Origin of the sequence: Paenibacillus dendritiformis, from assembly GCF_015845845.1 — a bacterium.
GTDB lineage: Bacteria > Bacillota > Bacilli > Paenibacillales > Paenibacillaceae > Paenibacillus_B > Paenibacillus_B dendritiformis_C.
In genome coordinates, this window is record NZ_LDIG01000062.1 from 39,445 (window position 1) to 64,009 (window position 24,565).

At 57.2% G+C, this 24,565-nt stretch carries 23 protein-coding genes; 5 read left to right on the top strand and 18 right to left on the bottom strand.

Features of this window, described 5'->3' with window-relative positions; translation table 11 throughout:
- The first annotated feature begins 47 nt into the window (after positions 1 to 47).
- Positions 48 to 1,235, top strand: coding sequence for a GNAT family N-acetyltransferase (locus ABD76_RS03025; protein WP_197254192.1), 1,188 nt, complete (start codon positions 48 to 50; stop codon positions 1,233 to 1,235).
- Between the two features lie 79 nt (positions 1,236 to 1,314).
- Here ABD76_RS03025 and ABD76_RS03030 read toward each other — a convergent pair whose 3' ends face one another.
- The 4 genes from ABD76_RS03030 to ABD76_RS03045 form a co-directional block, all read right to left on the bottom strand.
- Positions 1,315 to 1,899, bottom strand: coding sequence for a hypothetical protein (locus ABD76_RS03030; RefSeq protein ID WP_197254194.1), 585 nt, complete (start codon positions 1,897 to 1,899; stop codon positions 1,315 to 1,317).
- Positions 1,900 to 2,018: 119 nt separating this feature from the next.
- On the bottom strand, positions 2,019 to 2,723 hold the full coding sequence (locus tag ABD76_RS03035; protein WP_197254196.1) for a hypothetical protein: 705 nt from the start codon (positions 2,721 to 2,723) through the stop codon (positions 2,019 to 2,021).
- Positions 2,720 to 3,610, bottom strand: a complete 891-nt coding sequence (locus ABD76_RS03040; protein WP_197254198.1) for an ABC transporter ATP-binding protein — start codon at positions 3,608 to 3,610, stop codon at positions 2,720 to 2,722. The genes ABD76_RS03035 and ABD76_RS03040 overlap by 4 nt, the downstream gene beginning before the upstream one ends.
- A gap of 179 nt (positions 3,611 to 3,789) precedes the next feature.
- Positions 3,790 to 4,923, bottom strand: coding sequence for a zinc-dependent alcohol dehydrogenase (locus tag ABD76_RS03045; protein WP_197254200.1), 1,134 nt, complete (start codon positions 4,921 to 4,923; stop codon positions 3,790 to 3,792).
- 173 nt (positions 4,924 to 5,096) lie between these two features.
- On the opposite strand from ABD76_RS03045, the gene ABD76_RS03050 reads away from it, so the two are divergent.
- Entirely contained in the window at positions 5,097 to 5,741 is a 645-nt protein-coding gene (locus tag ABD76_RS03050) for a metal-dependent hydrolase (protein WP_197254202.1), read from the top strand.
- A 180-nt stretch (positions 5,742 to 5,921) separates the two neighbouring features.
- A complete protein-coding gene (locus tag ABD76_RS03055; RefSeq protein WP_197254204.1) occupies positions 5,922 to 6,527 on the top strand; it encodes a pentapeptide repeat-containing protein in 606 nt (201 codons plus the stop codon).
- Between the two features lie 143 nt (positions 6,528 to 6,670).
- On the opposite strand, the gene ABD76_RS03060 is transcribed toward ABD76_RS03055, so the two are convergent.
- From ABD76_RS03060 to fumC, 4 genes are all read right to left on the bottom strand, one after another.
- A complete protein-coding gene (locus ABD76_RS03060) occupies positions 6,671 to 6,997 on the bottom strand; it encodes a hypothetical protein (RefSeq protein WP_197254206.1) in 327 nt (108 codons plus the stop codon).
- 103 nt (positions 6,998 to 7,100) lie between these two features.
- Positions 7,101 to 7,493, bottom strand: coding sequence for a cupredoxin domain-containing protein (locus tag ABD76_RS03065; protein ID WP_197254208.1), 393 nt, complete (start codon positions 7,491 to 7,493; stop codon positions 7,101 to 7,103).
- A gap of 631 nt (positions 7,494 to 8,124) precedes the next feature.
- Positions 8,125 to 9,162 (bottom strand): glycoside hydrolase family 18 protein, encoded by a 1,038-nt coding sequence (locus ABD76_RS03070; protein ID WP_197254210.1) that lies wholly within the window; start codon positions 9,160 to 9,162, stop codon positions 8,125 to 8,127.
- 148 nt (positions 9,163 to 9,310) lie between these two features.
- Positions 9,311 to 10,687: a class II fumarate hydratase gene (gene fumC, locus ABD76_RS03075; RefSeq protein ID WP_197254212.1), complete on the bottom strand. Its 1,377-nt coding sequence runs from the start codon at positions 10,685 to 10,687 to the stop codon at positions 9,311 to 9,313.
- 156 nt (positions 10,688 to 10,843) lie between these two features.
- Here fumC and ABD76_RS03080 point away from each other — a divergent pair, with 156 nt between their 5' ends.
- On the top strand, positions 10,844 to 11,761 hold the full coding sequence (locus ABD76_RS03080; RefSeq protein WP_197254214.1) for a DMT family transporter: 918 nt from the start codon (positions 10,844 to 10,846) through the stop codon (positions 11,759 to 11,761).
- A 766-nt stretch (positions 11,762 to 12,527) separates the two neighbouring features.
- The gene (locus ABD76_RS03085; RefSeq protein WP_197254216.1) at positions 12,528 to 13,169 is read left to right on the top strand and encodes a peptidylprolyl isomerase; all 642 of its coding nucleotides are present in this window, start codon (positions 12,528 to 12,530) and stop codon (positions 13,167 to 13,169) included.
- Between the two features lie 66 nt (positions 13,170 to 13,235).
- Here ABD76_RS03085 and ABD76_RS03090 read toward each other — a convergent pair whose 3' ends face one another.
- The 10 genes from ABD76_RS03090 to ABD76_RS03135 all read right to left on the bottom strand — a co-directional run bounded on the left by ABD76_RS03090 (position 13,236) and on the right by ABD76_RS03135 (position 24,456).
- The gene (locus ABD76_RS03090; RefSeq protein WP_197254218.1) at positions 13,236 to 14,315 is read right to left on the bottom strand and encodes a lactonase family protein; all 1,080 of its coding nucleotides are present in this window, start codon (positions 14,313 to 14,315) and stop codon (positions 13,236 to 13,238) included.
- Between the two features lie 227 nt (positions 14,316 to 14,542).
- On the bottom strand, positions 14,543 to 16,342 hold the full coding sequence (pepF, locus tag ABD76_RS03095) for an oligoendopeptidase F (RefSeq protein WP_197254219.1): 1,800 nt from the start codon (positions 16,340 to 16,342) through the stop codon (positions 14,543 to 14,545).
- A 157-nt stretch (positions 16,343 to 16,499) separates the two neighbouring features.
- Positions 16,500 to 17,216 (bottom strand): PIG-L deacetylase family protein, encoded by a 717-nt coding sequence (locus ABD76_RS03100; protein ID WP_338125017.1) that lies wholly within the window; start codon positions 17,214 to 17,216, stop codon positions 16,500 to 16,502.
- A 98-nt stretch (positions 17,217 to 17,314) separates the two neighbouring features.
- The gene (locus ABD76_RS03105) at positions 17,315 to 17,815 is read right to left on the bottom strand and encodes a hypothetical protein (protein WP_197254221.1); all 501 of its coding nucleotides are present in this window, start codon (positions 17,813 to 17,815) and stop codon (positions 17,315 to 17,317) included.
- 32 nt (positions 17,816 to 17,847) lie between these two features.
- A complete protein-coding gene (locus tag ABD76_RS03110; protein WP_197254222.1) occupies positions 17,848 to 19,092 on the bottom strand; it encodes a glycosyltransferase family 4 protein in 1,245 nt (414 codons plus the stop codon).
- 102 nt (positions 19,093 to 19,194) lie between these two features.
- Entirely contained in the window at positions 19,195 to 20,115 is a 921-nt protein-coding gene (locus tag ABD76_RS03115) for an NAD-dependent epimerase/dehydratase family protein (protein ID WP_197254223.1), read from the bottom strand.
- A gap of 155 nt (positions 20,116 to 20,270) precedes the next feature.
- On the bottom strand, positions 20,271 to 21,503 hold the full coding sequence (locus ABD76_RS03120) for a GTP-binding protein (RefSeq protein WP_197254224.1): 1,233 nt from the start codon (positions 21,501 to 21,503) through the stop codon (positions 20,271 to 20,273).
- A gap of 373 nt (positions 21,504 to 21,876) precedes the next feature.
- The gene (locus ABD76_RS03125; protein ID WP_197254226.1) at positions 21,877 to 23,010 is read right to left on the bottom strand and encodes an FtsW/RodA/SpoVE family cell cycle protein; all 1,134 of its coding nucleotides are present in this window, start codon (positions 23,008 to 23,010) and stop codon (positions 21,877 to 21,879) included.
- Positions 23,011 to 23,233: 223 nt separating this feature from the next.
- Positions 23,234 to 23,944 carry a DsbA family protein gene (locus ABD76_RS03130; protein WP_197254228.1) on the bottom strand — a complete coding sequence of 237 codons (711 nt, stop codon included), beginning with the start codon at positions 23,942 to 23,944 and terminating at the stop codon, positions 23,234 to 23,236.
- A 167-nt stretch (positions 23,945 to 24,111) separates the two neighbouring features.
- Positions 24,112 to 24,456: a GNAT family N-acetyltransferase gene (locus tag ABD76_RS03135; RefSeq protein ID WP_338125021.1), complete on the bottom strand. Its 345-nt coding sequence runs from the start codon at positions 24,454 to 24,456 to the stop codon at positions 24,112 to 24,114.
- Between the last annotated feature and the right edge of the window lie 109 nt (positions 24,457 to 24,565).

The window sequence follows — 24,565 nt, forward strand, 5'->3', positions numbered from 1 at the left end:
TTCCTTCCATGCCCTGGATCATAATGGAATGACAAGGAGGAGATACGATGAATATCATTCAATTGACCGAAGCCCATTTTCCGGAAGCGATCCGCCTGTCGGAATACGCATTTCAATATCAGGTGCCGGAACAGGAACGGAAAGCGAGATTCGAGCGGCTCAAGCAGCATCGCATCTTCGGCGTCGTGGAGGACGGCGAGGTGGCCGCCAAGGCGCATCTCATCCCCTTCGAGATCTACCTTGGAGGCGAGCCGCTCCGCATGGGCGGAATCGGCGGCGTTGCCACCTATCCCGAATACCGCCGCCAAGGCTATGTCAAAGGGCTGCTGACTCATCTGCTTGCCGTCATGAAAGAGGAAGGGCAGACGGTGTCGATGCTGCATCCGTTCTCCGTATCCTTTTACCGCAAATATGGCTGGGAACTGATCACGGATTACTGCCGCAGCGCCTATGCCAAATCCGATCTCGTTCCGCTGCAGCCGGCGGCCAACGGCATCATCCGCCGTTACACGAAAGCGAATCATTCCGCCGACCTGGAGCAGGTGTACGATCAATTTGCCCGGCGGCATGCGGGCATGCTGAAGCGCACCGCCGACCGCTGGTTGCATGCGGTCTATGGGAATATGTTCGCCGCCGTCTATTATGACGAAGGCAAGAACCCGCAAGGCTATATGCTGTATGAAGTGAAGGATTCGCGCATGAAGGTGAAGGAATTCGTTCCGCTGAACGGAGAAGCCCGCATCGGACTGTGGAATTTCATTTGCCAGCATGATTCGATGGTCGAGCAGGTGGAGCTCTGGGCCGCTCCGGGCGAGCCGTTGAACTTCGCCCTGCGCAATCCGCGCATTACGAGAGAGGCGACGCCGCTTGTGATGGGGCGCATCGTCGACGCCGAGGCGTTCCTTGCCCGCTATCCTTTCCAGTGGCGGGACGCGGACGGGACGCTCATTCTCCATATCGACGATCCGCATGCGGAATGGAATAATATCAGCGTCTCGCTGCGGGACGGCGGCATGAAGGTCATCGCCCGCGACACAAGTCCAGATGCCTATGCGAATGCCGCCGCGGATCATGAATTGCGGGTGTCTATCCTGGCGCTGACTACGCTTCTTTTCAGCTACCGGAAGCCGGACGAGCTGCATCAGCTTGGCATGCTTCACGGGTCCGAAGCGGCAGTCGCGAAGCTGGAACGGCTCATTCCCCGTCTCCAGCCGTTCTTTTACGATATGTTCTAAATCATAATTGTTGATCCGGCTTGCCGGACATAAGAGAAGCCACCTTCCCGGCAATGCGGACAGGTGGCTTGCTTGATGCCTATTTCTTTGCTTTGGCGGCCGCTTTAGCGGCAAGGGCGGTCAGCACGTCTTGCTTGCTCGCTTCCGGATAACAGCCCGACTCCAGGGCCATATCGATATTACCGTCATGGCGCAATACATTTATGGCGCAGTTTTTCTCTTCTACCCGCACGAACAAAATCGTCTTTTTGCCGTCGGGTAAAGCAAAATGGTTGTCCTCGACTGTGTAGACGGGGCCCTCATATGTATTGAGAAACTTTTTGAGATTCGAAGCGCTGATAATCCCATCCATACTCTGAACGGATTGTTCCAGGTAATAAATTGTAAAATTGCCGTATCTTGCTTCGAGATCGAAGTACCCCTCTTCCTCGTCCAGACGGACAAGCTTCTTCGGCTTGCCGAGAACCTTCTCGGCCTTCCCCTTGCTCATCCCCATATGAACGCCGCTTATCATGAAGCTGTTTTTCTGATCCAGCGTGATGACTGCCGGTTGGCTCGCCGGAGTTGTCTGCGCCGTCTTCGCGGCCGCATCGGCTGCCGGAAGCAAGCTTGTTCCGAGAATCGCCGCGCCGGCTACGATTGCGGCGATGAGTTGTTTCTTCATCTGTTATTCCCCCATGATCGCGATGCTTGCTGCTTCTATCTTCCCATAAGTATAAACAGCGCCGCACCCGCGTCAAGGAAATTCATCCCAGTTCCCCTGCAGTCATTCATGGCAGTCCGTCAAGCCTGCCGGCGCCGGGCGATCGCAATCATCAGGCTGAATGCGGCTCCGCTGTAGATGAGCGGCCACAGAGCGCACCATGCCTTGTCGTACACCGACAGCGCCGCATCCTTCATGAACAGGCTGAGCGAGGAATGGGCAGGCGGGAGCAGCCACAGCAGCGGCTCCAGCATAGGGGGCAGTGCCTCTGCCACGGACCCCTGGGCCGACGACAGCGCGATGAGGAGCAGTATTCCCGCAATGGCCGCGCTCATCTTCACCCGAACCGCACTGCTCCATAAATAGGCAATGGCGATGCCGAGGCCGGCCAATTCGATATGGACAAGCCAGGCATACAAGAACCGCGGCAGCGCGACCGGTTCATTGAATTTGTCGAACACAATCGGATACAGGACAGTGAACAGGCTGAGCCCCGTCATGATCAGCAGACAGGCTGCAATTTTGCCCCATTGATACCGGACAAAGCTGCCCAAATGCAGAATCGAAAGCTGCTCTTGAACCTGGTTCTCCCCTACGAACATTTGATAGGCAACCCAGGCGGCAATCACATAGATGAAAATTCCGGTGTTCCCGTACGTCTCCATGACCGGATTCGGCTTTACCGAATAATTCATCATTACGGCGAACAGACAGGCGGCGAAGGGCGGAAAATAACGGTGCGACCGCGTATAATTCCGGAGCAAAAAGCCGATGAGCGCTCTCATCTCGGATCGCCCCCTTCCCGGCTTCCCTTCATCGCTTCGACCAGCAGATCCCGGTCGTTATCGCAGGATGTTACCGAGGCAATCGACCCGCGGGAAGCGAGAATTTCGCGCAGCGCCGCATCGCTCTCCTCGCGCGGGACATGGATGCGAAGCGCGCCGCCATGCTCCTGCACGGTTCCGAGGCGGTCCAAGGCAGCCACCGCATCTTCCGCTCCGTCCGGGAGCGTGAAGTCGATCCGCATCCGCGGCTCCAGCCACTCCTCCGCGCCGAGATCGCGGGCGATCCGTCCCTGCTGCAGGAGCAGGATTCGATCGGCGACCGTTTCCAGCAGCAGCGGTTCATGGCAGGTGAACAGCAGGGCCATGCCTTGCCTTCTCCATTCCTTCAACCAGCCGGCCAGATCGCGCTGCGAATCGGCATCCAGGCCGGACAGCGGCTCGTCCAATATAAGCAATTCCGGCGGGTTCAGGACGGCCTGCATCAGATTGACCTTCTGCGCCATCCCTTTGGAAAATCGATCGATGCGCCGATTCTGCGCCTCCTCCATTCGGAACAGGCGAAGCAGCTCCGCAATTCTCGCGCGCAGCGGCTCCGCTGGCATCCCCTGCATGCGGCCCATGGCCTGCAAGTATTCCACGGGCGTCAAGCGCAGCTTCGGAAAGCGCTCCGGGACGTAGCCAATCCGCGCTTTGCCCTGTCCGCCCCTCCACTTCACCTCTCCGGCCGTTGGCGTCAGCAGCCCTGCAGCGATGCGAAGCAGCGTGCTCTTGCCGGATCCGTTCGCCCCAATCAAGGCGACGGCCTCCCGGGCATGCACGGTGAAGGCAGCCCCGTTCACGACCGGCGTGCGATAATAAGCTTTCTCAATTCCTTCCAGATGCAACAAAGAACTCCGGCCTCCCCCAAATAAATTACCGCAATGGCAATCTCTTTAGTTTAATTGGGCGCGGCTTCCTTTTCAACTGGGGGGCGGCTGGAGAACGCCGGTTCCTGCAACGGCGGCAGGGCATGGCCGAAGCGGCGCTGCTTCGATCCATGCCCTGTCTGCTTCCGAACCGGTATCGGCTATGGCTTCAAGACGACCTTGATGCAATTGTCTTCGTGATCATTGAACAACTGATACCCGCGCCCGGCTTCCGCCAGCGGCAGCTTGTGGGTAATGATCTCACGCGGATCGAACTCCCGATTCACGATTTTGCGGTACAGCTCGGGCATGAAATGCACGACCGGCGCCTGCCCCGTCTTCAACGTGATATTGCGCGCGAAGAATGCGCCCAGCGGGAACATATTGTACGTGCTGCCGTAGACGCCGGTAATCTGAACCGTGCCGCATTTGCGCACCGCTTTGGTTGCAATCTGAATCGGACCGAGCGTGCCGCCCTGCAGCTTGAGCTTCTGCTCAATGAATTCCAGCGCCGATTTTTTGCCGTCCATGCCGACGCAATCGATGACGACATCGGCCCCGCCGGAGGTAATTTCCTTCAGATGCTCGCCCATATCGTCATGAGCGGTGAAGTCGAATACCTCTACCTTGTTGATGCGTTCGGCGTGCTGCATCCGGTAAGGAAGATAGTCGACCGCGATGACCCGCTTCGTCCCCTTCATCCAGGCAAAGCGCTGCGCCATCAGGCCGACCGGACCGCATCCAAGCACGATGACCGTATCTCCCGCCTTGACCCCGGCGTTCTCCACGCTCCAATACGCCGTTGGCGGCACATCCGAGAGGAAGAGAAGCGATTCATCCTCCAACTCGCAGGAATCCGGGATGACGAGCGGCATGAAGTTGCCGAACGGCACCCGCAACAGCTCCGCTTGTCCCCCCGGATAATTGCCGAACTTCTCGCTATAGCCCAAATAGCCTCCTGAATCATAATGGGGGTTCGACAGGTCGCATTGGCTCTCCAACCCGTCCTTGCAATAAACGCATTGGCCGCATGCGACGGTGAACGGAATGACCACGCGATCTCCTTTCTTCACCTTCGTTACCTCCGGGCCTGCCTCCTCCACGATGCCCATCGGCTCATGGCCGATAATATAGCCCTCAGGCAGCGGAAAATTGCCTTGGTACAAATGCAGATCGGATCCGCAAATCGCCGTCGAAGTAATGCGAATCACGATATCGTCAGGCTTCTCGATGCGCGGGTCTTCCACCTGCTTCACTTCGACTTTTTTCGGACCTTGATACGTAACCGCTCTCATATTGATCCTCCATTCGAAATTTCCAGCCTTTTCATAATGTGCAGACCCTCCTTGCTTTTTATACCTTGGCCTGACGCAACCATGGGACGGCCGCTGGTTGCCCCAGGGCAAGAAAGCAAGTATAATCAAGGATACGCAAACATATGTTTGCAATCGAATCAGAGGAGGTCATCATGAAAGGCTCAACACATCTTGCTATCGGAACCGCAATCGGCATGGCTGCGGCAGTCTATTATCCCTTCAGCTGGAAGCATGCCGCCCTGTATGTCGCGGTATCGGCCTTCTCCGCCTTGAGCGCGGATCTGGACGGCCCCTCGCTGCTAAGCAGCAAGCTGGGCAAGCTGTCGAAGCTGCTTCATGAGGTGCTGGTGTGGACCGGAGGGCTGCTCGTCTCGGCCGTCCTGATTCTGTATGCCGTGTATGGAATCGAGCATCGGGAATGGACCGTCATCTCCGTCGTTCTTCTGCTTACCGGATTTATCGCCAAGGAAGGGGCCATTCGCAACGGTCTGGTCAGTCTGGTAGGCTGCGCACTTATTTATTCAGGGTGGACCTCGGACCGGTATTGGCTCGTCGGACTCGGGCTGTTCACCGCGATCGCTCCCTGGCTTCGGCACCGGGGGTTGACGCATACCGTATGGGCCGTCTGTGCCTGGGGATACATAGGATTGGGTCTGGAGCAAGAACTTCAGATGGACGGAATCGCCGCTGTCGCCACGGCCGGCTATATGTCTCATCTCATCGCGGACACGCTCACCCCGCGCGGCGTCAAATGGCTGTACCCGCTGTGGAGCAAGTCATTCAAGCTGCGGTTGTAAGCACGCCAATTTTTGAGGGAAGCCGCTGAGGCTCCTCCACGAATATTCTATCGGTAAGCAGGAACGAGCATTGCCCGGGAGCGGCAAGCTTGATACGATGAGAGATATTCAGATAAGCAGCGAACTGCCCGGGAGGAACTATTTCGCTTCGGGCAAGCAGTTATTGGAGGCTTCTTTGTAATGTATCAATATGTTGACCAGCACTATGAAGGCGTTGATTTCAGCCATGCCGATCTGCGGGACGGCGAGCTCCGGAACTGCGTTTTCATCAACTGCCGCTTCCGCAGCACCGGCATGGAGGAAGCATGGACTACGGGCTGCCAGTTCATCGATTGCGATTTTACAGGCGCCATGCTGAACGGCTCCATCCACACGCGCAGCGCGTTCACCAACTGCCGCTTCGTCGGCGTCAATCTGTTCGCCTCCAAGTTCGAGGAATGCAAGATGGTCGGGACCGATTTCGCCAACGCGAACTGGGACGGAATTACGATATTGGGAGGCGATTGGTCGTACACCCATATGCGGCATGCGAATCTGAGCAAGCAGAAGCTGCGGGGCGTGCGGCTGATCGAGGCCGACTTGTCGGAATGCCGGCTGGATAAGGCGGATTTGCGGGACGCCGATCTGACGCATGCAATGCTGACGAAGGTATCCTGGAAGGGCGCCGATCTGCGCGGAGCCAATCTGGAAGGCATTCATTGGAAAGGACTCGATATCCAGGGCGTGCGTCTCGATAGCGGACAAGCCGTCGCCTTCGCCCGGTCCCATGGCGCCAAGATCGACTAGCCTCCTGCGCATTTCGCGGCGGGCGGCCAAAGATGAAACCGGAGAAGCACTCCCGGCCCATCAGCGCCAGAGCCGATGATCGAACAAAGCAGCTCACAGGAGCTGCTTTGTTCTCTTTCGGATCCTTCCTCGCGTATGGTGGCCTACCAATCCCACGCTCCCTGGCCGATACCCAGCATCTGGCCCAGCCATACGCCGGCCGTAACCTCCCGCGGCGCCAGCGAATCGCGGGTGCATGCCGACTCCGGCAAATAGGACGGGTAGTCCTTCAAATGCTTGAGGGCGCCCTCCGCCAAATTATTGGTGACCTCCGCCCGGTCGTAGCACGGAGGCGCAATATACGTCTGATAGGTATGATCCAGGACGATTCGGGTCGAATCCGGGGGATGCAGCGTCACCGGAACGACGAACAGAGCCCCAATCATGATCGCTGCCGCAATGACGGCAATCCAGCCTTTTTTCCGAGACAACATATTCACTCCTTAGGCGATGACCACGGCATCCAACAAAGAAACGCACAGCCTCTCCGCAGACAGGCCATGCGTTGTGTTGAACCCTTCATCCCGGTTCCGATTACTCGACGATGATTTTGCCGACCATATCGTTGTGGCCGGAGCCGCACATAATCGAGCATTTGAACTCGTAAGTTCCTTCCTTGTCAGCCACGAATTCAGTCGTGCCCGGCTGATCGAGCTTCACATTCAGATCCGGGATCTCCACGCCATGAATGCCCTGCTCGTTCTCGAATGTAAGCTTGACCGTCTGACCCTTCTTGACCCGAATCTCGGTCTGATCGAACTCGAAGTTTTTGGCCTTCAGCGTCACCGCCTGCACATCGCCGGAAGATGCTGCCGGAGCCGCTCCTTCATTATTGGATGGACCCGCATCCTTGTTCCCGCCGCCGCAGGCAGCCAACGAGACAGCCAACAGCGTTGTCATTGCCGCGAGAGCAAATTTCTTATTCACCACAAAGACCTCCTTATCCAATTGACTCGTTCTACCGTCCAAGAGCGTCAACTCTTGGCGAACAGCCCCTTGTCGAACAGGACAATGGCAAGAAAGAGAAAAAGCAGCGAACAGCAAAATGGAAGCGGAAACAATAAACATCGGCATCGCAGCGTCCGTCATTTTGATCTGAGACTATGTAGCAGAAAAAGCCATATGCGAATCTTGTCAGCCGCCCGACGACTTCGAAATTGCGCATGAGTCGGAACCATCGCATCAGGTTTGCTCCTGCCAGGCCAGAGCCGGGCAAGATGACAATAAACGAGCGATGGCAGCGATGCAGATGAGCCATCTGCTGTCATGCTTCCTCATTTCTCTCCCTTATCACCCAGTATAGCTATAATTTAGATCACGAATATGGCTGTATTATGAACGGAAGGTGAACGATATTTGAACTTATGGTGACAAAATGTTCCTTTCCTCTCACGCTGACGCCGCCCAGGCTCTTTTCTTCGCGGTTGCCCCTCCCCTTAACGTGCACACAAAAACAGCAGCGAACCTATTCGATTCGCCGCTGCATCCCTGGCGTAGTTTTTGTCCTCGGCAACCACAGAAACGGAGTATGCCTGTTCCGGTGCCTCAATTGCTCCGCTTAGCCCTTAAATCCGTTGTACATCGCGCTCAGCAGCGTGCCGGTCTTGTCACAGCTATACTCCCAGAACATGATGCCTCTCAACCCCTGCTCTTGAATATAGCTGCACTTGCACGCCAGCGACTCCTCGTCATCGTACGTAATGAAGGTGCTGCCGTCGAACAGGCAAGGCGCCTTCGCTTCGTCATCCCAATAACGGGTGAATCCGTTGCGGTTGATATATTCTTCCGCGAGACGGGAGTAATCCGGTCCGTAGCCGCCGGATCCCGGGGTCATTTGCAGATAGCCGTTATTGACCGCCGGAACGTCCTTCCACATTCTCGAATAGAAGGCGGCGCCAATGACGATTTTCTCGCGCGGCACGCCTGCGTTCGTGAAGAGGCGAACCGATGCGTCCACGCTGATGCGGAACAGATCTCCCGTCGACGCATACAGATTGGTGTGGTGACCGGTCAAAGTCTGGAATCCGCCGCGCATATCGTAGGTCATGAGCTGAATAAAATCGAGGCAGGCCTGCACCTTATCCATTTCGGTCCCGTCAATATAGTACTGATCTGCCCCCGCGGCAATCGTCAACAGATAGCGGCGGCCGTCGGCTTGCCCTTGACGGTCGATGGCTTCTCTCATCTCCTGCAGCAGCAGCGTGAAATTCTGCTTGTCCGCCGGACTGGATTGGATTCCCGCTTCCGAATAGCATGGATACTCCCAGTCAAGATCGATTCCGTCGAACGGATGGTTGCGGAGAATCTCAACCGCAGACTCCGCGAACTTGCGGCGACCTTCCGCAGTGGATGCTGCCTCGGAGAACCCGCCGGCGCTCCACCCGCCGACCGACAGTATCACTTGGAGCTCCGGGTTATATTCCTTCAATTGAGTGATCGAGCCAAGATTTTTTAAATGACCCACGGTAATGCGATCTTCCTTCACATGGCCGAACGCCACATTCAAATGCGTCAATCTTGCGGCATCCACCGGGGTAATCTCCGGCAGGACGCCATCGACCGCGTAGCCAGCCAATATGTATTGATGAGCTGCCATTTCTCTCATTCCTTCCAGATGCGTTTATCGCTAACATCATACCACAGACGGAAGGCCAATGAACGTCCAAAATGTTATAAAAAGAACCGCCTGAATGTTCTTTTTTCTCCCTGACTGGAACAATCAGGCAGTTCCCACCCTGTCTTCATCAGACCATCGATTGCGGCTTCACGATATCATCGAACTGCTCCTCCGTAAGCAGGCCGGTGCGAATAGCCGCTTCCTTCAGCGTCAGTCCCTCCTGATGCGCAAGCTTCGCGATCTCGGCCGCCTTCTCGTAGCCGATATGCGGGTTAAGCGCGGTCACAAGCATTAACGACTGCTCCAGATTGCGCCGGATCACCTCGCGGTTCGGTTCAATGCCGGCAACGCAGCGGTCATGGAACGATTGCATCGCATCTCCCAGCAGCTTCGCTGATTGCAGGAAGTTGTATATGATCACCGGTTTGTATACATTCAGCTCAAAATTGCCTTGGCTAGCCGCCATCCCAATCGTTGCATCGTTCCCCATCACCTGACAGACGACCATCGTAAGCGCCTCGGCTTGGGTCGGATTCACCTTGCCGGGCATAATCGAGCTCCCCGGTTCATTCGCCGGAATGAGAATCTCCCCTATTCCGCATCGCGGACCGCTCGCCAGCCAGCGCACGTCATTGGCAATCTTCATCAGATCGGCCGCCAACGCCTTTAGCGCGCCGTGAAGATGAACGATCTCGTTATGGCTGGTCAGCGACTGGAACTTGTTCCGGGCCGTGACGAACTCGCGCCCGGTCGCCTTGCTCAGCTCCCTGGCCATCATTTGCCCGAACTTCGGATGCGCGTTCAGCCCGGTGCCGACCGCGGTTCCTCCAATCGCCAGCTCCAACAGGGCGCCGGAGCTCTCAATTATGTACTCCTCGCACTTCTCGATCATCCGGTGCCATCCGCTGATCTCCTGCCCCAGCGTTAGCGGCGTGGCGTCCTGCAAATGCGTCCGCCCAATCTTGATCACATCGCGGAACTGCTTTGATTGATTCAACAGCGTGCACTTCAGCCGGTGCAGCGCGGGCAGGACTTGATCCTCCACCGCGATGAAGGCGGCGATATGCATCGCCGTCGGGAACGTGTCATTCGAGCTCTGCGACCGGTTGACATCATCATTCGGATGCACTCGCATGCCGCTCCCTTGCTCGGCCAGCAGCTCATTCGCCCGGTGGGCAATCACTTCATTGACGTTCATATTCGTCTGGGTGCCGCTCCCCGTCTGCCAGACCACCAACGGAAAATGATCATCATACTTTCCGTCCAACAGGTCCTGCGCCGCCGCAACAATCGCTTCGCCCTTCTCCTTCTCAAGCTGTCCGAGCTCTCCATTCACGCGGGCGGCACACTGCTTAATCAAGGCGAGCGCGTAAATGACCTCGCGCGGCATCTTCTCAGTGCCGATTTTGAAGTTCTCCAGGCTTCGCTGAGTCTGAGCCCCCCACCGTTTATCCGCGGGAACCTGCAATTCGCCGAATGTGTCCCGTTCCACCCGAACATCCATCGGACTCACCTCCATTAGCATCAGTTTCTCCATTTTTACAGCAAAAACGCCCAACTCGAAACTCCTTCCGTCCCCCCTCTTTATTGTTCCTCCCAAATGCGCTATACTAGCTGATCGTGACCACCAAGATAAATAACCTACGAGGTGCAAAAACTGATGTCTGCCCGAAAATCATCTCATCTCTATCTGCTTCTCATTGTCGGAATCATCGCGATCTCCTTTTCCGCCATTTTCGTAAAATGGTCGGAAGCGCCCGCTTCTATTATTGCCATGTACCGGCTGCTGCTCACGAATCTTGTGCTGCTGCCCTGGGCGTTCGCCTATCGAGCGGAGTGGCGCGCCGTTCGCGGCAAGGACTGGCTGCGCATGGGGATATCCGGCCTGTTCCTGGCCATCCACTTCCTGCTCTGGATGGAATCGCTTCGCCATACGACCGTCGCGAGCTCGACAATGATCCTGTCCTTAGAGCCTATTCTTGTTATGCTCGGTTCATTCTGGCTGTTCAAGCAGCGGACCACGCCGGCGGCCTTGGCCGGCATCGTCATCGCCATCTTCGGCATCATGCTGATCGGCTGGGGCGATCTCCGCTTATCCGGACAAGCGCTGTACGGCGATCTGCTCTCCGTGCTCGGAACCGTTGCTGTCGTTGTACATATGCTGCTCGGCCAGGATTTGCGCCAGCGCATCTCCTCCTATGTGTATAACTTTACCGTCTTTTTCGTCGCCGGAGGCGTTCTTGCCCTCTATAACATGGGAGCCGGCTATCCGATGAGCGGCTATCCTGGACGCGAGTGGCTCCTGTTCCTGCTGATGGCGCTCGTTCCGACGGTGCTTGGTCATATGCTCTTCAACTGGCTGCTGAAATATGTCAGCGCCACCTCCATCTCCATGAGCGTCCTGGGCGAACCGGTCGGAGCCAGCCTGCTGGCCTGGATACTGCTCGGCGAAATGATGACGGCGCTGCAGGCATCCGCCTGCGTCCTGCTCATTGCAGGCGTCTGGATATTCCTTCAATACGACAAGCCCAGACAGGCACACGTCCCGAGTGCGGAGACGACCCTGTCGCCGAAATAGACAAGGCTCGGGGCCGGAGCATCCGTTCCGCCCCGACCTGGGGCTCCCCCTGCTTCTTTGCCACTATCCCATTGCTTCAGCTCATATGAGCCAGGGCGGGCCTTTCCTTCACTATCCCATCGCTTCAGCTCATATGAGCCGCGCGCGGGCCTTTCCTTCACTATCCCATCGCTTCAGCTCATATGAGCCGCGCGCGGGCCTTTCCTTCACTATCCCATCGCTTCAGCTCATATGAGCCGGGGCGGGCCTTTCGTTCGTTATCCCCTTAACTCAGCGCTAAGCGATAAGCGGTCCGTCCTCCCGAGTTCTCCTTTACCGTCAGAGCGGTGGCTGAGCCGAAGGGAGAATGGACAAAAGGGATGGAAAACCACCTCTATTCTCGACATAACCGCGCATCCAAGACAATCCTTCTCATTCCATCCCAGGCGTTATCCCGTTTACACCGTTTACCAAATAATTGGGTAAGTCTGCTGCCTGCACCAAACCGCTTGGAACCTTACTGGAACCTTCTTCCTGGAGCCTGATGCCTGCCCGCCAACGCAGCACAACCGTCCGCGCATTGAGCCAACCCGCGAAGATGCCGTCCATCCGGGCGTGGTCAATCTGTTAGGGAGCCGCTCTGGCAACGATAGCCACGGTATCGAAATAATGTTATTACTCTGAACGGCACTGACTGCCGGGCCTGCTGTTTGCTCTTGCCCCCATTCGATGGCATACTGTAAACGTATAAGATATTTTGATAGCAAGAGGTAGGAGGAATGATTGCATGAGACGAAGTAACAGACAGCGCACAGGCTTGACCCTTGTGGCCCTGCTCATGGCTGCCATGTTGGTCGTCGCGGGCTGCGGCAAGGCGAGCGGCGCGGACAACGCCAAGCATCCGCTTGTCACGATTGAGATGGAGAGCGGCAAGAAGATCGAAGTGGAATTGTATCCGGACACCGCTCCGAACACCGTCAACAACTTCATCTCGTTAGTCAAGAAAGGATTTTATGACGGACTCATTTTCCATCGGGTCATTCCCGGCTTCATGATTCAGGGCGGCGATCCGGAAGGAACCGGAATGGGCGGCCCGGGTTATAGCATCAAGGGCGAATTTTCTTCGAACGGCATAACCAACGATCTGAAGCACACGGAAGGGGTTATCTCGATGGCCCGTTCCGTGGATCCCGATTCGGCGGGCTCTCAATTCTTCATTATGGATGCGGATGCGCCCCATCTGGACGGACAATATGCCGCATTCGGCAAAGTGACTTCCGGAATCGAGACAGTGCATGAGATTGCCAACGCGAAGCGGGATGCGAATGACCGCCCGGCGGAAGATCAAAAGATCAAGAAAATCACGGTAGATACATTCGGCGTCGAGTATAAAGAGCCGGAGACGATCAAAGAACCGGAAAGTAAATAGGCATGCGAAAGAACCCCCATTGGAAGATATTCCAGCGGGGGTTCTGTGTCGTGAGTTATTGTCTGGTTATACCGTGAAATAGGCCGGCTTGACGCAGACCGGCTTCGAGACCTCGACGGTCTTCCCGGTAAATGTCAGCTTGCCGGTCGCCTTGTCCACGCGGAACAGAACGAGATTGTTCGTATCCCGGTTCGCCGCGATAAGATAACGTCCGCCCGGGGTAAGCGCGAAATGGCGCGGATGCTTCCCTTCCACAGAGACATGCTCCACCAGCGTCAAGGTGCCTGCCGCCGCGTCGATCGCATAGACGGCGATACTGTCGTGACCGCGGTTCGAGCCGTACAGATAAGCTCCGTCTTCCGAGACCGCAATCTCCGCGCATGTATTCTCCCCGGTGAAGCCGGAAGGAAGCGTCGGCACCGTCACAATCGGCTGCAGTGCCCCATGCTCCGCATCATAATGGTAAGACGTAACCGAAGAGTCCAGCTCATTGATGACAAAAGCGAGCTTCCCGTTCGGATGGAATGTCATATGACGCGGACCCGCTCCCGGTTGGGCGGCTGTCTCGCCATGGAACTGCAGCTTCCCGCGCTCCTTGTCGATCGTGTAGGCCCGAATCCGATCGATCCCCAAGTCCGGCACGAACAGATACCGCTCGTCCGGGCTGAAAAAGGCGGAATGCGGATGAGGCTTCTCCTGCCGCTCGGCATTCGGCCCGTGCCCTTCATGCTGCTGAACGTCCAGCTGTGCGCCGATGCCGCCGTCGGCCGTCAATGCAACCAGCGCGATCCGTCCGCCATGATAGCTTGCCACTACGATATGGCTGCTGCCAGAATCACGCTGAATATGACAGGTCGGCGCATCGACCGTGAAGGAGCGGTTCAACAGCTCCAGCTTGCCTGCCGCCGGATCGATGGCAAAAGCGGCCGCTTCCCCTGTCTTGCCTCCGTCCCCGTTCGTTCCTTCCACGATGGAATATAACCGGCGGCCCTCGGCGTCAAGATTAATGAAGGTTGGATTGCGAAGGCCGGATACTTCATCCGTCAATGTCAGCGATTCATTCTGTTCGTCGAACTCGAACGCATAGACCCCGCTGCCGGAGCCGTCCGCATAGGATCCGACAAAAACAAGCATACGTTCTGCCATGTTGTCTCCTCCTTGTCACATCCTGATACTTGTCCATTGTTCTAATGTACACTTATCCCCCGCGGCAAATCAATAGCGGGAAGCAAGTTCTGCCCGTGATGCGGGGATGCAAGCCAAGGCGCCGATGACGCATTATGAACCGGCGCTGGCTGTGCATCCGCGGCCAATAAACAGCGATGTCCCCCCGCTTGCCGGGAGACATCGCTTCTGTTCATCTCTCGATTCGATTAAGACAATCTCTCCAGCTCATCGACGAGCGAGCCGACATAAGCGACGGCTTCCTCGATCGCGGCCGGGCCGGACATATCGACGCCGGTAATCTTGATCAGGTCGAGCGGCTTCAACGTGCCGCCTGCCTTGAGCGCCTGGAGCCAGCGATCGACGGCCGGCTGGCCTTCCTCCTGGATCATCCGCGCTGCGGCTGTGGACACCGTCAAGCCTGCGGAATACGTGTATGGATACAGGCCCATGTAGTAATGCGGTTGGCGCATCCACGTCAGATGCGCGCCCTCATCCAGCTCGACGGCGTCGCCCCAGAACTTGGAGAGGACGGCGCCTTTTTGCTCGGACAGCGTCTTCGCGGTCAGCGGCTCATTGGCGGAAGCGAGATCATATACGCGGCGCTGCATCTCGCCTTCGAGCAGATGCGTGACAAAGTTATGGTAATACGTGCTCAGCTGCTGCTGAATAACCCATCTCTTCATCCGGCTGTCGGACGATTGCTTCATAATGTGCTGGGCCAGCAGCATCTCGTTCATCGTCGACGGCGCTTCAATGAAGTACATCGCCGGGCGGTAGGTCGCATACGGCTGATAGCGGCCGGCGAGCGCGAAGTGGCCGGCATGGCCCAGCTCATGCGCCAGCGTGAACGCCCCGCGCATATTGTCCGCCCAGGAAATGAGAATGTACGGATGCGCTCCGTACGGCGACGAACAGAACGCGCCGGTCGATTTGCCGACATTGTCGGCGTAATCGATCCAGCGATTGTTCAGCGCATCCCTGATAATCTGGCCGTATTCCGGGCCGAGCACCTCCAGCGATTCGGCAATCAGCTTCCCTGCCTCTTCGATCGAGATATGCGGATTGTATTCCGGATCGAGCGGCGCCTTCAGATCGCAGAACAACATCTTGTCGAGCCCGAGCTCGCGCTGCTTCAGCTTGGCGTAGCGGCGCATGTGGGGCGCCAATTGTTCCTGGATAATATCCAAAATATTATGGTACATCTCGAGCGTCACTTCCTGCGGCTGCAGCAGCATCTCCGTTACGGAGTTATATTTGCGGAGGCGGGACAGGACGACCTGCTTCTTCACTTCCGTCGCGTACGTCTGCGCGAACGTATGCTGGTAAGCTTTGAGCGTCTCCGAGAACGACGCGTATGCGGCGCGGCGCAGCGTATGGTCGGGAGACATTTCATATTTGCCTTCGTACAGGGCGAACGAGACCGGCCACTTCGTTCCGTCCCCTGCTTCAACGTCAGCGAATGACATGTCGGACAGCTTGCTGCGCAGATAGATGCGGTACGGGGCGCCGAACAGCTCGCCCAGCGACGCGAAAGCGGCTTCCGTCTCCGCGGACAGGCGATGCGGCTTCGTCTCGAGCAGATCGGTCAGCCCTTTGCGGTAAATGGCAAGCTTCGGCTCTTCCTCCAGGAATCGCTCCACCGTGCCCTCCGGCAGCGCCAAAATCTCGGATGAAATAAAGGATAGCTGCGAATTGACTTGCGAGAGCACATCGCCCGCGATGCTGGAGTTCGCCTGGTTGACCGGATCCGTGCCATCCCCGGACTGCTGCAAATGCGCATATGTATTGGCCCGTGACATTCGTACAATCAGCGCGTCCCGGGCTTCGAGACAGGCGAGCAGCGCGGCTGCGCTCTCGCCCAGCGTGCCTTTATGCCGGGTGACCTCGGCCACATCCTTTTGAATCTTCTTCAATTCTTCCTTCCAGGCTTCCTGACTTGGATACAGGTCGCTCAAATTCCAGGTCGCCTTGATCGGCACTTCGGAACGCTTCGGTCTTGCTTGCATGCGATCAACTCTCCTTTTTGCCATAAAATAGAATATCCCACTCTATCCTGATACGATGGTATCACAAAACGGACACAATTTGAGCGTTCCGCTGAAAAAAAGAAAGACACCCCCGGCAAAATCCAAGGAGTGCGCAAGTCTCGGTTCATTCCAAAATCTAGCTTTCTTTATGTAAGTCATCCAGCACCGAATGCTCCCGAACGGCCGGGCGATGCACGCCCCGCTTCCATACGAGCGCGAACGCTTCCCCGCGCATCCGTTCATCGGGAGGCAGTGTCTGCAGGTCGCCGCCGAATACACGTTCAATGGACAAGATTTGGGATTCGTGGGCGCGCAGGGCTGCCGCCTTCATCTCCCAATATGGCGCAGCCTCCAGCCTAATCACCGAATCCGTCTCCGCTTCGGGAACCGTCATCGGCATATTGTAGTACAGCTTCTGCACATGCGGGCAGCTCCCGCTCCATACCGCCTCGTTGACGGCATGATGGATGGCGATGTGATCCGGATGCCCGCTGATTCCGCCCTCGGGAAAGGTGACAACGACCGCAGCCCGGTGCCGGTTGAGGAACGCGGCAATCTTCTCCACTAACTCCCTCCGCGGGACGGAGGATAATTGTCCATCCGGATATCGCAGCAGTTCAATGTCCGCCAAGCCCATAATTGCGCCGGCCGCCGCCAGCTCCCGCTCCCGCCGCGCTGCCAGCTCCTCCCGGCTCATCGGGCCAAGGCGGCCCGGCTTCCCCGCCTCTCCGCTCGTGGCCGTCAGAAGAGTGGCGGTCACGCCCTGATCCGCCAGAGAGCGGATCAAGCAAGCGCACCCGAACGTCTCGTCGTCCGGATGCGCATAAATAAATCCGACGGTATGTGTCAACACAGTTCAGCTCCTGTTCAAGTCTCATATGCGGCTACGTAACATTATAATGGAGCTGGAGGCGGCGCCACAACCTTGGTCTGGCTTCCCTGCCGGGGAGTTCAGCGGCCAAAGGCATGCTGCAGCGCTTCTACGACAACCCCGTCGGGAAGCGAGTAGCTGGCCGGCACCCTGCTCAGAAGCTGGCGCCACAACGTGTCATCCGCCGGTTGCGGCGCGGCCGCCTGGACAGGGTCTGGCGGCGGATGCGGAATTCCAGCCGCATCGGAGGCCGTGCCGCCATGCGCCATGTCGGGGGCCGGCGGCGGCGATGGCGCTTCTTCCGCCGGTGGAGGGAGCGGCGTCGCCAAGGCTTGCTCCCGGTGCGGGGAATCCGCCCCGAGCGGCCCGCTGCGCGATGGCTGGAGCAGCGGGCGCGTTCTTCGCTGCAGCCGCTTCCCGAGGGCCAGCCGCCAGCCGCGCTTGCCTGGCGTGCGCCGGGACTGGCGGCGCAGCCTCCGCCTGGCGCCTGCTCGCATCGCCGTTCTTTTCTTCCGCACCGCCTTCCTCGGACGGGCGGCCCCTGCGAACCTCCGCCTGATAGTACTTGTCAGCTTCGCCATAAGCTGCACCTCCATCCATCAATCTCAAAGTCTTACCGGAGAGGCCGGACCTTTTCTTCCATTCCGGCTGCGCTGTAATAGATATCGAGAACCCGTCCGGTCATCGCCTCGAGCGACCAATGCGTCCGTCCCCAAGCCTGAGCCTGCGCCCCCACCTGCAGCCGGAAGGACTCATTATCGAGCCCCAATTGCAGATGATGCAGAAGCTGTTCGCTGCGTCCTGCTTCGGATACGAGGCCGGTCACGCCATGCTCGACCATCTCCGGAATTCCGCCCGCATTCGATACGATGACCAGCTTGCCGGCCACCTGCGCCTCCATGACCGCAAAGGGTTGATTATCCTGAATGCTGGGAAGAACGAACAGATCCGACTGCCTTATCAGAGCAGGAACATCCTGGCGCCTGCCAAGGAAGAACACATGCTCCGCCAGGCCCAGCGATGCCGTCATATCCCGCAGCTCCGTTTCGGCCTCGCCATCTCCCACCAGCCAGCAGACCCAATCCTGGCGAATCGCCTTAAGCGAATGCAGAGCTTGCAGCAAAAAGACATGTCCCTTGACAGCATTGAACCTCGCTGGACAAATGATCACCTTCTTCCCTTGAGGCGGAGCCCAATCCGTAGGCGCTTCCATCTCGCGGATGAAGGCTTCGACGTCCATTCCGCTCGGGGAGACGATCAGCCGGTCCGGATGTACCCCGAACTCCCGGATCATCAGATCCTGCAGCCAGCGGGTAGGCATGAGCGTCAATCGCGAGCAGGATGCGCCCAGCCGCTCTCTCAGGGCCGAGTAAGCCCAGATCGCAGGGCGGCGCTCGGGCCCATCCAGCCCCATCACCTTCAAGTTGCGGAACCACTCCAGGGCGAGGCAGCCGTGAATCGTCGATACAAGAGGCATTGCCGGCGGCTTGATGCGCGAGAGAGCATACGCGGTGACGATATCCTGCGCATGAATGATGTCGTACTGGCTTATATCCAGATGCAGGGCAGCCAGTTCAAACCCGTACCGCTCCACTTCGCATTGCCGTATCCACGGATCCAATCCGGGCAGATGTTGATCGAAGTATGGGTTGGACTGCGCGGCGATAAAAGGGAGAAGCTTCTCTTTTTCCAATACCCGGTTGCGGGGATAAATGCCGTATCCGTTCTCGTTCGGGGTTGGGCACAGAAAATCGGCCTGATGGCCTTGGCGCTCCAATCCCGTCTTCAAGTGCTCGACATAGGTATTGATTCCGCCTGCGCTCGGAATCCCCCAATAGCTCGCGATCAGGATTTTCATCGTTCTCCATCCCTTTGGTGTATTGTCCATTTATACTATGACGGAACGGCATCTGATGAGAGGTACAGGTACCCTGGTTTTGAAGTGTGTACCGGGAAAAGGTCAGGCGTCCATCTTCCTCGCCGCGTAATCGCGGTACATTTCCAGCACGCCTTCGGCCAGACTGCGGCTCGGCCGCCACTGCAACCGCTCCCATGCAAGCCGGTTATCCAGACAACTATGCTTGATGTCCCCTTCCCGCGCCGGGCCATACTCAATCTCGAAGCCGCTCCCGTGAATTTTTTGCAGCAGGCCAATCAACCGGTTCAAGGTGACAGACACGCCCGTGCTTACATGAATCGTCTCCTTCTCGCCCGAGCGGGCAGCGGCAAGATTGGCCTGCACCACATCATGGACATGAATGAAATCGCGCGCCTGTTCTCCGTCTCCATGGACGCGAATACGCCCATCCTCGTGCAATTGGCGAATAAAGGCGGCGATAACGCCGCCCTCGCTGCCGACCACCTGTCTCGGCCCGAATTCATTGCTGTAGCGAAGAATCGTATAAGGAATGCCGTAGAGCAGGTGAAATAGACGGATATAGCTTTCCGCGGCCCATTTGGACAGCCCGTAATACGACACGGGGCAGATTGGAGATTGCTCCGTCGTGCGCCCCTCCGGCATATTTCCGTATACGGCGGCGGTCGAAGCAAATATGAATTTGCGTATCCCGCTTTCGCGGCAGACGCTCAACAGCCGCACCGTACCTCTGATGCTGGCATCATAGCCGGGATTGTGAACGGAGCGGGCAACGTCGACCTGCCCCGCCAGATGAAATAGGATATCCGGCCGGATGCGCAGGATAATCTCGTCGCAGTGCTCGCTGCGAATATCGGCGACGTGCAGTTCGGCGTCCCGGGGAACGCGCCGCTCGCGGCCGGAAGACAGATTGTCAATAACATGAACGTCGGCTCCCTGATCAAGCAGCGCCTCGGCCAAGTGAGAGCCGATAAATCCCGCCCCGCCCGTTACAACGGCTTTCATGTCCAACACCTCACTTTTTCTCGCTACCATAATACGTGGGAGAGACATGTATGGCATGGGACAATCGTTCTCGGTAGATCAATTCCGCCGGCGGATTGCAAAAAACTGCGGCGAGGCGGGCCAAATGACTCGGCCTCTGAAGGCCAGCGTCCGCTTTACGCGTCCAGCCCGGCGGTAACCCAGGCCAGCGGATTGACGAGCGCCGACCAATCCTGCTCCATCTCGGCTGCGGTCAACAGACATTCATCCAGTCCGCGCTCAATCCGGGAGCGATCCGGAGCTATGCCGATAAGCACCAGCTCGTTCACCCGGTCTCCCCATTGCTCATGCCAGCGCTGGCGCAAATCCGGCTCCTCCTCCAGAATCATCTCCCTCTCTTCCGGCGTGGCGGCAGCGAGCCAATAGCCGGCCGGCCCGATCTGGATCGAATGTCCGGCCTGGCTCAGGCTAATGGCGATATCCGATGCCGGAGCGAGCCAGAGCATGCCTTTGGCCCGTATAATCTCGTCCGGCCAGTCATTCATGAACCGGTACAGCCGTTCCGGATGGAACGGTTGCTGCCGCCGGTATACGAAAGAGGTGATGCCGTACTCATCGGTCTCCGGCGTATGGGCTTCGAGTTCACGCTCCGCGATCCAGGCGGCGGTATGGCTCGCGCTCTCGAAGTCGAACAAACCCGTGTTCAGAATTTGCTTCGGATCCACTTGACCGTTCACGGTGCGAATGATGCGCGCCTCCGGCTGCAGCTCCCGCAGTACGCCTTCGAGCTTCTTCAGTTCCTCTTCCGCCACCGAGTCGCACTTGTTCAACAGCAGCACGTTGCTGCATTCTATCTGATCGATGAGGAGATCGACAACGCTGCGGTTGTCCTCCTCCCCCGCCTGCTGCTTCCGGTCGAGCAGCGATTCCCCTGACGCGAAATCATGCCAGAACCGGCTCGCGTCGACAACCGTGACCAAGCAATCCAGCCGGACGAGCGAGGGAAGATCAATGCCCAGCGCTTCATCCGCATACGTCAGCGTCTGCGCAACGGGCAAGGGCTCGGAGATACCTGTCGACTCGATCAAAATATAATCGTACCGGCCTTCCTTGGCCAGCCGCTCGACCTCCCGCAGCAGATCTTCGCGCAGCGTGCAGCAGATGCATCCGTTCGACATCTCCACCAGCTTCTCTTCGGTCCGCGACAGGTTCGAGCCCGATTTCACCAGATCGGCGTCAATATTAATTTCGCTCATATCGTTGACAATCACCGCCACCTTGAGCCCTTGGCGGTTATTCAGCACATGATTCAATACGGTCGTCTTCCCGGCGCCGAGGAAGCCGCTCAATACCGTTACGGGAACTTGTCCGCCAGGATGTGCACCCGGCGTTAATGTCTGTTCTGCCATAGAAATTGTATCCTCCATTATTCGTAATTATTACGATTTAATCTTATAGGCGTCATCCCGCTGCTGTCAAGCGCCGAAGCAGAAGCGATGGACGAAGAGCTTGATTCCTTGTCGATCCGAGTTCGATTATACGTTCTCAGCGGTTGCTGCTCTGACATCTAAACGCGTCTTTCAGCGCTCTTTTGATCGTTCTCCCAACCGCTCAGGACTTCCCTTCCTGGGTTACGTGTGTTACGCTCACTCTCCCGGCCGCTCAGGCAAGGGGCTCCCCACAGTCTTGTACCCCCTTCGCGAATCGCTTAGAGTGGGGTTACGGCTCCATTTAAGCATCAAAAAAACTGCCTTGCGGCAGCTTTTTCTTCGATGAGTACGATCACAGCTCCAGCAGGTTCGGTTCCTCCTGGTGGATTTTGACGCTCATCACGAGCCCGATCGATATCATATTGGTGAGCAGCGAACTCCCGCCGTAGCTGATGAACGGCAGCGACAAGCCCGTAAGCGGCATCAGTCCGATATGCATCGCGATGTTTTCGAATATTTGCAGCGTGAACATCGCAATAATGCCGATAATGAGGTAGGCGCCCTCCAAATCTTTGCATGCGCCGGCAATAAGCACCATGCGATAAATAAGCGCGAAGTACAGCAGGATCAGGCAGGCCGAGCCGAGGAAACCGAACTCCTCGCCGATGACGACAAAGATCGAATCCGAATAGCTGTACGGAATATAACCGTTATGCACGAAAAAGCCTTTGAGAAAGCCGTCTCCCGAAAAATTCCCCGACCCGATGGCCCGGATCGAATTCATGACATGCCAGCCTCCATCCGGATTGCTCGCCGGGTCCAGGAATGCCTCGATGCGGGAAAACTGATGGGGCTTAATCAGCTTTATCAATAAGTCGCGATTGTGATAATACAGCACCAGAACCGTTCCGACAGCGGCGGCAGCCGCAGATAGACCGGCGATCATATGGGACAGGCGGGCATTCGCCATCCACAGCATCGCGACAAAAATCGATACAAATACGATTGCCGTGCCCAAATCCGGCTGTTTGTAAATCAAGTACATCGGAACCGCCACGACAAGGCCTAGCGGAACGATATCCCGGGTCAGTCTAAGCGTCTCGCCGTCCCTTCGCCCCAGCAAGCGGGCCAGCAGCATAATAATGAACAGCTTCATGAACTCGGACGGCTGGAATTGCTGGCCTCCAATCGCGATCCAGCGCGTAGATCCGTTGATGTTCACCCCTTTGAACATGACGAGCAGAAGCAATCCGATACCGATAACGTAAAGGATGACGGATAAATAGTGGACGACGATGCGGTAATCGAACCAAGCGGTAACGAGCAGCGGGATGAACAGAACAACGTACAGCTTGATGTTGTCCATATGCATGCCTTCATATTTGGTATTCACCGTCGCGCTATATACGACGATGGTGCTAATCGCCATGAAGCACAGCACCAGCCAGAGCAGCAGCGGATCGAGCCGCTTCCATTTTCGCAGCATTACGTTATACCTCTTCTATGTATTGAATCATCTGCCCCGCATGACAAACAAACCCTTCAGCTAGCCGAAGGGCGCGGTAACAGGAAGATCTTGTCACGTGAATACTACCCCATCCCCCTGCCGTTGTCAACCGCGAGCGCAGACTCCCGGCTGCGACGGATATTCCGTTATTTCGCTGCAAAAAACGGGCCGCCTCCAGGCAAACCCGCTGTTTTCTGCGTCTCTATTTGGCTGCCTGATCTTTTTGCCGGCTCAGCTCCGACAAGATGGCGTCCCGGATCCCCTCATAAGAAATGTCCTCGACCTCTCGCCCGTTCACCAATACCGTCGGCGTGCCGCCAATCTTGAACTTGCGCGCAATCTCCATATCGGCCTTTACCGTATCGAGATGCTTCAGATCCTTCAGCTCGGCTCGGAACTGTTCGGCATCGATCGACGGGATATCCCGCTCTACCAGACGGGTCAGGAACGATTCGTTCGCCCAAGCTTCGTCCTTCTCGCCCTGAAGCTCGTTGATTCGCTTGTGGTAGGTCCAGAACGCGGATTCGTCCATATGATGGATTATCTCTCCCGCTACGGCCGCAAGCTCCGAATCCGGGGCCAGAAACGGATAATGGATGTAGTAAAAGGCGGCGGTGCCGTCTGCGATATATTCCTCATGCAGCTTCGACAGCACGAGCTCGGTCCAGCGCTTGCAAGCCGGACATTTGTAATCGCCGAATTCGACGATGCGGATCGGAGCGTTCCGATCTCCCATCGCGGGCTGGAGATCATAATTCAGTTCCTGTTCCGGAACCTCCAGAGAGGCGGACGGCTGTTCTTCCTCGCGGCCGGACGTCCCGGCCAGACTTGCCGCCAGCCATATGACCAGCAGCACAAGCACGATGGCGCTGGCCAGCAGGATTCCCTTATTCATGGAGGATTTGTTCTGCAATGGGCCTCATCTCCTTTTCATCGGAAAAGAATCACCGGTCACGGCCGGGGCAATCCAGGCCGAGCCGACGCCAGTATATCCCATTGTCTGCCTGTCCTCAGTGCATTAGATCATAGGGTCTCCGGTTCCGGCCGCTGACGCCTGCCGGACGAATGGCTTCCGGTCCGTCAAGCGCGTTCCGCCAGGACAGGCAAGCGGAAGCTCGTCATATAGAGCTGGTTCACCTGTTCGAAGCCAAGGGAGCGATAGAGCCGGATGGCGGGCTCGTTGTCATTGAACACTTCCAGCAGAACGTAAGAGGTCAGCCGGGCAGCCCTCCGGACAAGTTCAGCCGTTATTTTCGCGCCGTATCCCCGTCCCCGCCGCGAGGCGATCGTCCCGATGTTCCCCAATTCCGCCGCTTCCGCGCTGTACACATGGTAGCCGCCGACCACCACCAGCTCACGGTCTTCGAAGATGCCGACGCATGGATATTGAAGCTCCTCCTCCGTGGAACGGCATGCCGCGCAGATAGCTCATCCTTGCTGACATGCCCCAGCAAGGCATCCAATTCGGTCGTTGCAAGCTTTCGCAGCAAGGCAATCCCCTCCTTTTTATCGCCGCCGATTCTTCTTGTTCCCA